General features: G+C 52.7%; 12 protein-coding genes. 1 reads left to right on the forward strand and 11 read right to left on the reverse strand.

What is annotated here, in order from left to right; genetic code table 11:
• Positions 1-97 precede the first annotated feature (97 nt).
• The 10 genes from ACHZB8_RS07385 to ACHZB8_RS07430 all read right to left on the reverse strand — a co-directional run bounded on the left by ACHZB8_RS07385 (position 98) and on the right by ACHZB8_RS07430 (position 9,997).
• Positions 98-1,444, reverse strand: a complete 1,347-nt coding sequence (locus ACHZB8_RS07385; protein ID WP_316859614.1) for an FAD-binding oxidoreductase — start codon at positions 1,442-1,444, stop codon at positions 98-100.
• Positions 1,445-1,522: 78 nt separating this feature from the next.
• Positions 1,523-2,140 carry a riboflavin synthase gene (locus ACHZB8_RS07390; protein WP_316859615.1) on the reverse strand — a complete coding sequence of 206 codons (618 nt, stop codon included), beginning with the start codon at positions 2,138-2,140 and terminating at the stop codon, positions 1,523-1,525.
• A gap of 12 nt (positions 2,141-2,152) precedes the next feature.
• A complete protein-coding gene (gene ribD / locus ACHZB8_RS07395; protein WP_316859616.1) occupies positions 2,153-3,289 on the reverse strand; it encodes a bifunctional diaminohydroxyphosphoribosylaminopyrimidine deaminase/5-amino-6-(5-phosphoribosylamino)uracil reductase RibD in 1,137 nt (378 codons plus the stop codon).
• A gap of 54 nt (positions 3,290-3,343) precedes the next feature.
• Positions 3,344-3,844 (reverse strand): transcriptional regulator NrdR, encoded by a 501-nt coding sequence (gene nrdR, locus ACHZB8_RS07400; RefSeq protein WP_316859617.1) that lies wholly within the window; start codon positions 3,842-3,844, stop codon positions 3,344-3,346.
• A 59-nt stretch (positions 3,845-3,903) separates the two neighbouring features.
• On the reverse strand, positions 3,904-5,217 hold the full coding sequence (gene glyA / locus ACHZB8_RS07405) for a serine hydroxymethyltransferase (protein ID WP_316859618.1): 1,314 nt from the start codon (positions 5,215-5,217) through the stop codon (positions 3,904-3,906).
• Between the two features lie 276 nt (positions 5,218-5,493).
• Positions 5,494-5,688 carry a DUF6898 family protein gene (locus ACHZB8_RS07410; RefSeq protein WP_316859619.1) on the reverse strand — a complete coding sequence of 65 codons (195 nt, stop codon included), beginning with the start codon at positions 5,686-5,688 and terminating at the stop codon, positions 5,494-5,496.
• A 4-nt stretch (positions 5,689-5,692) separates the two neighbouring features.
• Complete coding sequence (locus ACHZB8_RS07415) at positions 5,693-6,943, reverse strand: L,D-transpeptidase family protein (RefSeq protein WP_316859620.1); 1,251 nt, start codon at positions 6,941-6,943, stop codon at positions 5,693-5,695.
• 676 nt (positions 6,944-7,619) lie between these two features.
• The gene (gene ldtR, locus ACHZB8_RS07420; protein WP_316859621.1) at positions 7,620-8,132 is read right to left on the reverse strand and encodes a transcriptional regulator LdtR; all 513 of its coding nucleotides are present in this window, start codon (positions 8,130-8,132) and stop codon (positions 7,620-7,622) included.
• A gap of 346 nt (positions 8,133-8,478) precedes the next feature.
• Positions 8,479-8,901 carry a hypothetical protein gene (locus tag ACHZB8_RS07425; RefSeq protein WP_316859622.1) on the reverse strand — a complete coding sequence of 141 codons (423 nt, stop codon included), beginning with the start codon at positions 8,899-8,901 and terminating at the stop codon, positions 8,479-8,481.
• 70 nt (positions 8,902-8,971) lie between these two features.
• On the reverse strand, positions 8,972-9,997 hold the full coding sequence (locus ACHZB8_RS07430) for an enoyl-CoA hydratase/isomerase family protein (protein WP_316859623.1): 1,026 nt from the start codon (positions 9,995-9,997) through the stop codon (positions 8,972-8,974).
• A gap of 344 nt (positions 9,998-10,341) precedes the next feature.
• Between ACHZB8_RS07430 and hemB the strand changes: the two genes are divergently transcribed.
• Positions 10,342-11,304: a porphobilinogen synthase gene (gene hemB / locus ACHZB8_RS07435; protein WP_316859849.1), complete on the forward strand. Its 963-nt coding sequence runs from the start codon at positions 10,342-10,344 to the stop codon at positions 11,302-11,304.
• 32 nt (positions 11,305-11,336) lie between these two features.
• On the opposite strand, the gene ACHZB8_RS07440 is transcribed toward hemB, so the two are convergent.
• A complete protein-coding gene (locus ACHZB8_RS07440) occupies positions 11,337-11,879 on the reverse strand; it encodes a GNAT family N-acetyltransferase (protein ID WP_316859624.1) in 543 nt (180 codons plus the stop codon).
• Positions 11,880-11,961 lie beyond the last annotated feature (82 nt).

Here is an 11,961-nt window from a genome sequence, read left to right on the forward strand (position 1 = left end):
AACCCCCACGAAAAGAGAAAGGTCGCTTTTTATTGCTTTTGTTTTGAAGATTGGGCGAAATTCTCAGGTCTAGCCCATCGACAGTTTGCGGTCAGCCCTAGAGGGCCGGTCCCAAAACCAGCTTTGAACCATCGGAAAAACGGGAGAAACGGAAGCGCGAAATATTGTGTTTGGGGGTCTCGCCGATCATCAGATCCTTGATGACCATCGCAGCGCCGGGTGCAATACCAAAACCATGTCCGCTGAAGCCTGTTGCGACGACAAGTCCGGGGATTTTCTCGACCCGGTCGATGATTGGCACCACATCGGGCATGGCATCAACCATCCCTGCCCAGGCTGTTTTCAAAACCGGTTTTGGCAGATCGGGAAATCGCTTTTCAAAGCCCGAGAGTGCTTTCCTTACATACTTCATATTGGGTGCTGGCTCCAGAAGGCGGCAACGCTCAAACGGCGACATCTCATTGGCGGACCAATGTCGGCGTGTTGTCCAGGCGTCGGGATAATCCTTTGGTGCCCATGGAGAAAGGAAGGTGTGATTCCAACTTTCTTTCAGCAGTGGGAGATATTTGAAGAAACTGCGAAAGGCATCGGGGCCAATGAAAAAGTCGTTTCCATCGCAAACCGCAAGCGTATAGCCGCCATCCTCACGCAGACGAATAGCAAATTCTTCGTCAACGCTGTTGGCAGTGGTAAAGTCCACCATGGGCTCGGTCTGCAATGCAGTCAGGCTCAGGGACAATTGCGGGAAGTCGATACCATGATTGGCGGCGAACAGCCGAGACCATGCGCCTGCGGCCAGCAGCACCTGTTCGCATTTGACAAGGCCCTTTTCAGTATGAAGACCGGTGATCTTTCCTGCTGTCAGTTCGAGCTTGCGAGCCGCGCAATCCTCAAGGATGATCGCTCCTTCCTCATGGGCCAGTTTGGCGATAGCCGGACCAGCCTGCCAGGGCTCGGCCCTTGCATCGTCGATGGTGGTGGTTCCCCCGAGCCATTGTTCGTTTGACTGGCCCGAGAAGCACTCCGAGATGTCTTTTCTGGTGAGCCGCCTTGACTTCACACCATATTTTTCGGCGATCTGCATCCAGCCTTCGAGATTTTTCAGCTCCTTTTCACTCGAAGCCAAATAGTTGATGCTCGAAATCCTGAACCCGGTCGCACCACCGGTATCGTCATCGGCCTGTTTCCACAGTTTCAGTGCATCCATGGCCAGAGGCACTTCAGCCTCGTCGCGCTCATGCTGACGAATCCAGCCCCAGTTCCGTGAGGACTGCTCGCCAGATATCCGTCCCTTTTCTAGAAGGCATACTTTTTTGCCAGCTCTCGCCAGATAGAGAGCTGCAAAGACACCGACAATGCCTGCGCCAATGATGGCGATATCAACGGATTCGGGTAACGGATCAGAAAACTGGAGCGGAGTATTGATGCTGATTTTCTCGGCCATGGGAAGCTCTTGCAAAAGGAAGGGAGCGAAACAGACATTGCTCGCTCCCCATCAAATATCAAACTTTTACGCTCATGCCTATTGTTGTGATGGGCTATATTCACTGAGACGGGCGACGTAACGCGCCATCATGTCCACTTCGAGGTTGATCTGATCTCCGGCCTTTTTCTCTTTCCAGGCGGTATTGGCAAGCGTGTGCGGGATCAGAAAGATCGTGAAATCATCGCCGTCGACATCATTGACCGTCAGCGACGTGCCATCAAGAGCAACAGACCCCTTGGTGGGAATGAAACGAGCCAGATTTCCCGGCGCTCGCAATTTGAAAAACACGCTGTCGGGGTGATCCTTCCGCTCGACAATCGTGGCCAGACCATCGACATGACCAAGAACGAGGTGGCCTCCAAGCTCATCCCCCATTTTTAGCGAGCGCTCCAAATTGATCGCGCTTCCCGGTTCCCATTGGGACGCATTGGTCAAATCAAGCGTTTCCTTGCCGGACTCCACGTCAAAAAAGTTCCGACCATCCCAAAGCAGACCCGTTTCGACCACCGTGTGACAAACCCCATTGCATGCAATCGAGGCTCCCAGCGCAATGCTCTCGGGGTCAAACCTTGTGGCAATGCGAACACGCTGACCAGCCGGTATGGCGTCTTGCTTGATGACCTCGCCGACGTCGGTGATAATTCCGGTAAACATGGCCACTTCTCCTTAGTTGATCTGTTTGATGCTGTTGGGGTGAACAAAGCGGATCATTCTGTCTTCACCCATTTTTCGTGTCATTTCACAAGTAAAACCGGCCCGGGTCAATGCCTTGACAGGATTGCCATCCAGCGCCGGAATCCCCTCCTCACCCACGATGTGTACGCCTTGATAGAGAATGAATTCATCTATCAAACCCCGCGCAAGCAATGCATCGGCAAGGGTTGCCCCGGTTTCAGCAAAAACCTTGTTGATCCCACGTGCTGAAAGGCTATGCAGGGCCTTTGAAAGATCAACATGGCCATCGGAATCCGGATCGATTGCAAGGACTATGCACCCGGCTCGTTCCAGTGCATCCCTCTTGCTCTGTTGTGCGGCTTTGCTGGTCATGATCCAGACAGGAACGTCTCTAGCCGTTTTCACCAGATGGCTTTCAAGGGGAAGACGGGCTTTTGAATCGAGCACGACACGCAGCGGCGATCTGTCTTCAAGGGCAGGCAGTCTCACCGTCAGGGACGGATCATCAACGATGGCGGTTTCGATACCGACCAATATCGCGTCGGCCTGCATTCGCAAGCCATAGGTCGCTTGCTTGGCGGCCTGTCCTGTAATGGGAAAATTCCCCTCGCCTCTGACGCCAGTTTTTCCGTCTGGCGAGACAGCCATTTTAACCTGTAACCAGGGCCTGTTTCGTTTGGTGCGGGAAAGGAACCCGGCAAGATCCCGGTTGGCCCTTTGCTGCTCCAATCCAGAATCAACCATTATTCCGGCCTCGGCAAGCATTTCAAAGCCACGCCCGGCGACTCGTTTATCCGGGTCCGGGTGGGCGCAAACAACGCGTTTGACGCCCGCCTCAATCAGCCCCTTGGCGCAGGGAGGCGATTTGCCATAATGGGAACATGGTTCGAGTGTGACATAGGCTGTTGCGCCCTTTGCCCTGTCGCCAGCTTCGGCCAGAGCCACGCGCTCGGCATGGGGACGCCCACCTCTTTGGGTCCAGCCTCGCCCGACCAGTTCCGGTCCCCATTTCGTATCGATAACAATGACGCACCCGACCGCGGGATTTTCCGCAGTCACTCCGGCACATCGCCGCCCGAGACGCAATGCGAGATCCATCCATTGCTGATCAGTGACAATCGTCTTCATTGAAAGGCCCCATGTCTTCGATCGAAGACACTTCTTTCCGGAAATGGCAGGCCGTCAGGCTCGCTTTCCGTCATCGTCCTCATCGAGCATATCATCATCGATGCGCTCGGAAGACAGCTCATTGAGCATATCGGAAAAGTCTTTTGCTTCGCGGAAATTCTTGTAGACGGATGCAAATCGGATATAGGCAATTTCGTCCAGGCCCTTGAGGCCTTCCATGACGAGCGTGCCGATATGTTCGGCTGGCACTTCGGGCTCACCGGTGCTTTCCAGCTGGCGCACGATGCCGGAAACCATGCGCTCGACTTTCTCGTCTTCAACAGGGCGCTTGCGCAGGGAAACCTGAACCGAACGCATCAGTTTGTCGCGATCAAACGGCACTTTGCGGCCTGTGCGCTTGATGACGGACAATTCGCGCAACTGAACCCGCTCGAAGGTCGTGAAGCGACCGCCACACCCGCCGCAGAAACGACGGCGGCGAATGACGGTGTTGTCTTCAGTTGGCCGGGAATCCTTGACCTGTGTGTCGTCGTAACCACAATAGGGACATTTCATCGCTCGGCCTCATTTTCGTTAAGGGCTTTCGGTTTCGTTACCGAAAGCCCAAGCAGTTGTCAAAGGTCTGGGTAAATCGGGAAACGATCCGTCAGAGCAATGACTTTCTCTTTCACCGCCGATTCTACCGCATTGTTCCCTTCTTCACCATTTGCCACGAGACCGTCAAGCACTTCGATGATCATCCGGCCAATCTGCCTGAATTCCTCGGTGCCAAAACCACGAGATGTGCCCGCTGGAGTGCCGAGGCGAATACCGGACGTGATGGCCGGTTTCTCGGGATCAAACGGAACACCGTTCTTGTTGCAGGTGATGAAGGCGCGACCCAATGCAGCTTCGGCCATTTTACCGGTCAGCCCTTTTGGGCGCAGGTCGACGAGAAGCAGATGATTGTCAGTGCCGCCAGATGCCATTTCAAGACCACCCTCAAACAGGGTATCGGCCAGAGCCTGCGCATTGTCCTTGATGGCCTGCGCATAGATCTTGAAATCATCGGTCAAGGCTTCACCGAAGGCAACGGCCTTGGCTGCGATAACATGCATGAGAGGTCCGCCCTGAAGGCCGGGGAAGACGGCTGAATTGACTTTTTTGGCGATATCGGGATCGTTGGTCAGAACCAGACCGCCCCTTGGACCACGCAAGGTCTTGTGAGTGGTCGAGGTCACAATATGAGCATGTGGGAACGGATGCTCATGCAGGCCAGCAGCCACAAGACCGGCAAAGTGGGCCATGTCGACCATCAGATAGGCACCGACGCTATCGGCGATTTCGCGGAAGCGTTTGAAATCGAATTCGCGGCTATAGGCGGACCCACCGGCAATGATGAGCTTAGGCTGATGCTCTTTTGCCAGTTCCTCGATCTGATCGAAATCGATGCGGCCATCCTGTTTGCGAACGCCATACTGAATGGCGTTGAACCATTTGCCGGACTGGTTCGGCTTGGCACCGTGGGTCAAGTGCCCACCGGCATCAAGGCTCATGCCCAGAATGGTGTCGCCCGGCTTGACCAGTGCCATGAAAGCGGCCTGGTTGGCTTGCGATCCGGAATTGGGCTGCACGTTGGCAAATTCACAGCCGAACAGTTTGGTCACGCGCTCAATCGCGAGGTCTTCGACCACATCAACATGTTGGCAACCGCCATAATAACGTCGACCCGAATACCCTTCCGCATATTTATTGGTCATGATCGAGCCTTGCGCCTGCAAGACTGCCTTGGACACAATATTTTCAGAAGCGATCAATTCAATCTCGTGTTTCTGGCGACCAAGTTCGTCTTCGATTGCCTTTGCAACGGCTGCGTCCGTTGCTTCGAGATCACGGGTGAAGAAGTTCGGGAAAATCGCTCCCGAATTGGCATCTGCGCTTGTTGACATGGAACCATACCCCTCATTTTTTGTGGGCGAAAATATTTCGAACCTGAGTGTTTACGGCTATCACAAAAGCAGGGTCAAGTCTGCGATTAATAAATGAATAAATGTTCATCTAGTGTTCGCAAAACAGCAACACTATGCTCTCATAACAGTCGCATAATCTCTTTCGTGACGCGGATGTAGCACAGTCTCGAGACAAACCCAAGGCGCTTTCATTGTGCAGCGCGCTTTTGTCAGCAGCCTCACATCCTGGTGGAAGATCAGTGATTAAAAAGCAGGTCACCCATGACCAAGTTGCTCAAGGCGTCGCTTGAGTTTTCGCACCGCAAGATTTTGCAGATCGCGTTGGGAGACGCTCGATGGCCCGAAGACGCTGACCTCAACGCCCGTCGCGGCATCAACCGCGACGGCCTTGACCTGTTGGCCGATAGAGATGAACTCGATATAGATTTCACCCGGCTTCGGTTCAGTCATGCAACTAGCCTTGCGTTGGAACAGGTGGTGTGTTGACCGGGCTCATGGCGTTCAACCCATCGCGATCATAAATGTCTTCACGGAAATGGATCATGCCTTCGCTGGTCGCCCAGGCCGTGATGTAGGTCATATAAATGGGAACCTTGCCAGCGACCTTGACATCGACGCGTTCGCCGGACCGAATTACTTCATCAACGCTCATTCGGTCCCAGCCCTTGGTATCTTCCAGAACCCAGGTAACGAACTCGCGAACATTCTGCACCCGCACACATCCTGAGGAATGGAAGCGGTAGCTCGATCCGAACAGGGTTTTCGACGGCGTATCATGCAAATAGACAGAATACTTGTTATGAAAGTTGATCTTGATCGAGCCCATCGAGTTCTTGGCGCCCGGTTCCTGACGGAACTGATAGTTCAGTGCGTCATCGGTCGTCCAGTCGACTTGCGAGGCATCCAACTCGATATTGTTGCGCAGATCCCGGATGTGGATCTTGTTTTCCCTCAGATAATCCGGATCCTTCTGCATTTTCGGGATGAGATCTTTCCGAATGATACTTTCAGGAACATGCCAATAGGGGTTGAAGTTGATCTCATGGATCTGACTGGCGAGAATCGGGGTCTGGCGGTCAATCTTGCCGACAACAGCGGTGTGGCGCGAATGCACAAAGCCTTCTTCCACGGTTTCGATTTCCGCAGCAGGAATATTGACCATGACATAGCGCTTGCCGAGGAAACCTGACATGGAGCGCACGCGGACCAGATTCGTTTCCAGCTGGCGCAATCGCACTTCAACCGGCACATTCATGGCCGCAAGGGTTTCCTTGCCCACGATCCCATCGGGATGAATGCCATGGCGAGACTGGAAGCGGCGCACTGCTGCGTCAACATAGGAATCGAACACGTCACGAACGCCGACATCCTGCGCCAGATCACCTGACATGTTGAGACGCTGGCGCAAAAAGACGATCGCTTCGGAACGCATGCCTATGCGGAGGGCCTCATCATCCGGAACGACTGGCCAACCGCCGCGCTGCAAGATCCCGTAGTAGAATTGCATCGCGCTTTCGATATTCTCGGCCGTGGACGGCGACAGGGTCGGCTCGGCAGTTCTCACCGCGGCCACAGTCTGGCCGGGCGTATCAAACCGATCCCCCCATTCTACCTGCCCCTGATTCAGAACTTCATCGATCGGGTTGACGGGCTGAGCAAAAACCGGTGTCGAAGTCGCAGCAACCATCCCCGCCAATATGGTCATGCTACCACTCAAGAATGTTCTGCGTGTGCAATTCGGCATGCTAGTCTTGTCAAATCTACCCGGTAATCTGTTTTTCATGGTCTCTTTCGCCACTTAATTTCTATTAGTCGGCAACGACTCGCGCCTATCAAACAGTCAAATTACTTGTCTATATCTTTGCCCTAACATGCAGTGGAGCCACTTACAATCAGACATCGTCATCTTTTGCAACGGAATGTCTTTCTCACGGGCCTGGAAGATATTTCCTGTCTGAGCCTATTGATATGCGATGCATTGCCAGTTTTGCAAGGTCACCTTTGGCTGGCATGCACTTGGCGTGCCTTTAGAATGTGGCAAATTCGCGATGAATGGAAAATGAACCAATTACGTTTTCGTAATCCGTTGGTCGGAAAATCACGGATCGGCGGCTAATTTCAAGACTTCGCCTCGCTCGAACCGACTGTCTTGTCAGCAACATTTGGCACTCTGTCCAGACACAAGAAAACCCCGCAAGGACTTCACTTGCGGGGTTATTGCATGCAGGTCAGAAACAGAACCGGTTATCAAAGGCAATGTGTCGCGCTTCTTAAAGCCTCATAGCCCGGTTCCGCCATGCAGTTCAGTGTGCATATGGCTCACTGTTTTCCAAACTGAAATCCAAATGCTTGCTCTTGTTCGAAGATTTCAGGCAGGAACTCTAGAGACGGTAAAGGATCTGATCGGTCCAGAAGCGTTCAAGACGCTGCAAGGACTTGTTCAACAGCATGAAATCTTCAGGAGCGATGCCACCAACCTGCTCGATCGTGCGGATGTGACGTTCATAAAGCTCACTTACAATCTGCTGAATTTCCAAACCTTTATCGGAAAGAGAAATACGCACGGAACGCCGGTCCACCTTTGAACGCTCATGATTGACATACCCCATGTCGACCAGTTTCTTGAGGTTGTAGGACACGTTCGAGCCTTGATAATAGCCACGGGAGCGAAGCTCGCCTGCGGTCACTTCAGAATCACCAATATTGAACAAAAGCAAAGCTTGAACGCTGTTGACATCGGTGCGGCCACGACGTTCGAATTCGTCTTTAATAACATCAAGAAGTCTGCGATGCAGGCGTTCAACCAACCGAAGAGCGTCCATGTAGAGAGGTTTCAACTCTACGTCTTCCCCGGTTTCACCAATCGCCTCAAGCGTTTGTTGTGACGTAATCATGTGTTTGAGCCTCATTTTTGTTTTTGACTTTGAGTGACGGTTTGCCCGTCTTTAGAGTTCAGCTTAACCAGCGCAAAATAAAATCTGCTTAAGCAACACCCTTAACAAAGTCCTAAAAGTTCAATTAGAAGCAAATCCGGCTCAAGTTTTGGGAAACTGGTAAATGATACGTTATTGACTTCAATAAACTTCCAAATATACAAAAATATCGACTGTATTTTTACGTAACTAAATATAAATATATCAAACAATATTAGTAAAAATAACAAACTCGACCAAAAATCTGATCAAGACTTACCCCTCAACAAGGAAATACTTTAAGTCATACATATTTGACAAACATACCCTAGTAATCAGGCTGTTGACATGCCTTGTAATAGACCCAGCCGGTGCTGGCCGCCAGTCCGAGGAGGCCGACCAGATGAATGAGGGAAACAATCGATTCAAAGGCAATGAAATTGTCGATGAGCGAAATGGCCGTCGTCTGCATGATGGCGCTGAGACCCCACATGACGACTCCCCAGAAACTGAGCTGCCAGACCCCGATGCAGGCAATGAGAAAACTGCAAGCCAACAGCACGCGGCTTGCCGATGCTGCCCATGGCCCGCGCTCAAGTCCACTGGGGCCCATGACGCCAAGGATATCGAGACAGTAGAAAAGCCCACTGATCATGAGAAACAAACTGCCCGACCGCGCCACGATGACGAACCAGAACGGGAGATTCTCTCCCCAGATATTGTTGTGTACGTCTGTCAGTTTCAGGGTCATGTCTTTCACCATGCAGATGCTGGTCGCTATTTGATCTCAAGTCCGGAAGGCATTTCGCCTTTCCAGCCAATCAATCGAACAATTCGGGCACATTTTCGAGCGGGCTGAAAAAGGATTGCAGCAGGTCTGGCGTCACTTGATCAAACTCGGAAGGCTGCCAACGGGGTGCGCCATCCTTGTCGATGATGGTCGCCCTCACCCCTTCGTAGAATTCATCACCCCGGATCACGCGCTCGACGATGCGGAACTCCATTGCCATGCAGTCGTTAAAGCCCATGTCGATTCCCCGGATCACCTGCTCAAATGCAATATGAACCGACAAAGGCGAGCGCGAGCGCAACAGCGCCAGGGTCTCGGCAGCAAAGTCACTGTTATGGCGTTCTAGCCTGTCCATGACCTCAAGGACCGAGTTTGCGGAGAAAACCTCCTCGATCATATCCCGTTTTTCGGCGTCAAGACTGGGTGCAATCGCATCTTCGACATAGGCGTTCAGAAGCGTGGTAGGCTCGGCGCCTTCGGCCAACTTCTCGACAATTTCAGAGAAATGCTTCGATTTCATGGTGTGTGTAACAAGCCCTGCGGCAAAGCAATCCCTTTGATTCAACCTTGCCCCAGTGAGGGCGCAATAGGTACCGAGGAAACCGGGCATTCTTGAGAGGAAATAGGAGCCACCAATATCGGGGAAAAGACCAATGCCGGTTTCAGGCATGGCAAATTTGACCGCTTCACCCGCCGCTACATGAGACCCGTGCACCGAAATCCCGACACCGCCCCCCATGAGAATTCCCTCGGCAAGAGAAACATAGGGTTTGGGATAGCTGAAGATCTCGCAGTTCATGCGATATTCGTCCCGGAAGAAGTCAAGCGGCGGATTCATTCGGCTCTGATAGATTGCGCGAATATCCGCACCGGCCGAAAAGGCCCGCTCACTGGCTGACGTGAGAACCACGGCGGCAACATCCGGATCCGTTTTCCATGCGTCCAGTTGATCGGCAAGCGCCTTGATCATTTCGTGTGTCAAGGCATTGAGAGGCTTCACCCGGTTCAATGTAACCAGACCGATCGAGCCGCGTTTTTCAAATAGGATATCGTTCACTTGCCAGTTTCCCTGCGCGCATTGCTTTTTCGATGTGATAGCCCGTGTTGATTTGGCGGGCAAGCGCTGAGGCGCATTTATTCTCAGCGCGAACGACGAGCAGACAAAAAATCGACTAATCCACTTCATTACCAATTGGTCAGTTTTGTCCGGGCGCAAATTTGGTTAGCATGAGCCAACTTTCCATTCTCTGGCACGCCTCTTCATCAGATGCCCATCTGACCTTTGCGTCAATGACTTATCGACAAGGACCAACACCTCTCATGTCACGTTCAGCACCAACCAAGGTTGAATCGCTCCCCTCCTCCCATATTGACATTGCGGAGATCACTGGCGGACGCCGCATGCGGCGCAATCGCCGCTCGGATTGGTCCCGGCGTCTGGTGCGGGAAAATGCCCTCACGGTCAATGATCTCATCTGGCCGATTTTCGTTCTCGATGGCGAGAACAAGAAAGAAGCGATTGGCTCGATGCCCGGTGTTGATCGACTGAGCATCGACAATGCGGTTCGGGCTGCCGAAATGGCAGCCAAGCTAGGTATTCCGGTTTTGGCGTTGTTCCCCTATACCGATCCGGCCTTGCGTGATGAGGATGGTACAGAAGCGCTGAATGAAAACAATCTCATCTGCCGGGCTCTGAGAGCAATCAAGCGGGAAGTTCCTGAAATCGGCCTGATGACCGATGTTGCCCTTGACCCTTATACAAGCCACGGTCATGACGGATTGCTGAGGGATGGCGAAATCATCAATGACATCACTGTAGAGCAGTTGACCCGTCAGGCCCTTGTACAGGCCGAGGCAGGGTCAGACATTATAGGCCCGTCCGACATGATGGATGGCCGGATTGGTGCCATTCGACAAGCGCTCGATGCCAATTGCTTCGATCAAACCCAGATCATGGCCTATACGGCAAAATATGCATCTGCCTTCTATGGTCCGTTCCGGGAAGCCGTCGGGGCCAACGCGACCCTTCAGGGCGACAAGAAGACCTACCAGATGGACCCGGCCAATAGCGATGAGGCAATCATCGAAGCAGAGCTTGATATTCGTGAAGGTGCGGACATGCTGATGGTCAAGCCGGGCATGCCTTATCTCGATATTCTCTATCGCGTGAAAGACACCTTCTCGATGCCGACCTTTGCCTATCAGGTGTCGGGTGAATATGCGATGCTTTGTGCTGCCGGACAGAATGGCTGGCTCGATATGGATCGCGTCATGTGGGAGAGCCTGCTTGCCTTCAAACGTGCTGGTGCGGACGGAATCCTGACCTATTTCGCACCCAAAATCGCTGAAGCGCTCGCGAAATAGTTCGAAATTACAGGATGTATTTCGCGCGGCCCTCAAGCGGGAACGGGATTGAGGATCTTGTACATATATGTCGTTGAATCAAGCCGTTCACTATCTGTTGCCCGGGCAAAATTCGGTATTTGCCCGGCAATTTTGTAATTGAGCAGAATATACAGCGGTTCAGCCTGATCGCCGGAGCGCGTATCGAGCGTGATCAGGCTTTTCCCCATCTCGCTGGCGGCCTCTTCGAGCATTTCCATCAAGGTCGTGGCGATGCCACGCTTTCGAAATTCGGGGTGAACCAGAAGCTTCGCCACCTCGCATCGGTGGGCCTGATTGGGTGGGAGATCCGTCTGAAGCTGAACCGTACCGACGATCCGGTCATGGGCCTTTGCAAAGAATAGCAGCGTTTTACCCTCTCGAACCTCGGGGAAAACCGCATTTTGCCAAAACTGCTTCGCGTCCTCCAGACAAAAAGGCTGGATAAAACTGACACTCGCGCCATTTTTCACACAGGAAAAAAGAATGTCGGCCAGATCGCCCAGAGCGGCGTTGAGCGCCCTTCCTGTCAAATGTCCATAAATGATCTCAGTCATGACGGTTCTCAAACGCTCCACAGCTTGATCCTTGGCAATAGCCATCAGCCTAGACTAGCCTACCAACCGTGAGAAGTGCTTT

Source organism: uncultured Cohaesibacter sp., assembly GCF_963556055.3.
Classification (GTDB): Bacteria; Pseudomonadota; Alphaproteobacteria; order Rhizobiales; family Cohaesibacteraceae; genus Cohaesibacter.

Coding starts and splice junctions, on each gene's coding strand:
- ACHZB8_RS07385 (WP_316859614.1), bottom strand. CDS start 1,444: ATGGCCGAGAAAATCAGCATCAATACTCCGCTCCAGTTTTCTGATCCG.
- ACHZB8_RS07390 (WP_316859615.1), bottom strand. CDS start 2,140: ATGTTTACCGGAATTATCACCGACGTCGGCGAGGTCATCAAGCAAGAC.
- ribD (WP_316859616.1), bottom strand. CDS start 3,289: ATGAAGACGATTGTCACTGATCAGCAATGGATGGATCTCGCATTGCGT.
- nrdR (WP_316859617.1), bottom strand. CDS start 3,844: ATGAAATGTCCCTATTGTGGTTACGACGACACACAGGTCAAGGATTCC.
- glyA (WP_316859618.1), bottom strand. CDS start 5,217: ATGTCAACAAGCGCAGATGCCAATTCGGGAGCGATTTTCCCGAACTTC.
- ACHZB8_RS07410 (WP_316859619.1), bottom strand. CDS start 5,688: ATGACTGAACCGAAGCCGGGTGAAATCTATATCGAGTTCATCTCTATC.
- ACHZB8_RS07415 (WP_316859620.1), bottom strand. CDS start 6,943: ATGACCATATTGGCGGGGATGGTTGCTGCGACTTCGACACCGGTTTTT.
- ldtR (WP_316859621.1), bottom strand. CDS start 8,132: ATGATTACGTCACAACAAACGCTTGAGGCGATTGGTGAAACCGGGGAA.
- ACHZB8_RS07425 (WP_316859622.1), bottom strand. CDS start 8,901: ATGACCCTGAAACTGACAGACGTACACAACAATATCTGGGGAGAGAAT.
- hemB (WP_316859849.1), top strand. CDS start 10,342: ATGCGGCGCAATCGCCGCTCGGATTGGTCCCGGCGTCTGGTGCGGGAA.
- ACHZB8_RS07440 (WP_316859624.1), bottom strand. CDS start 11,879: ATGACTGAGATCATTTATGGACATTTGACAGGAAGGGCGCTCAACGCC.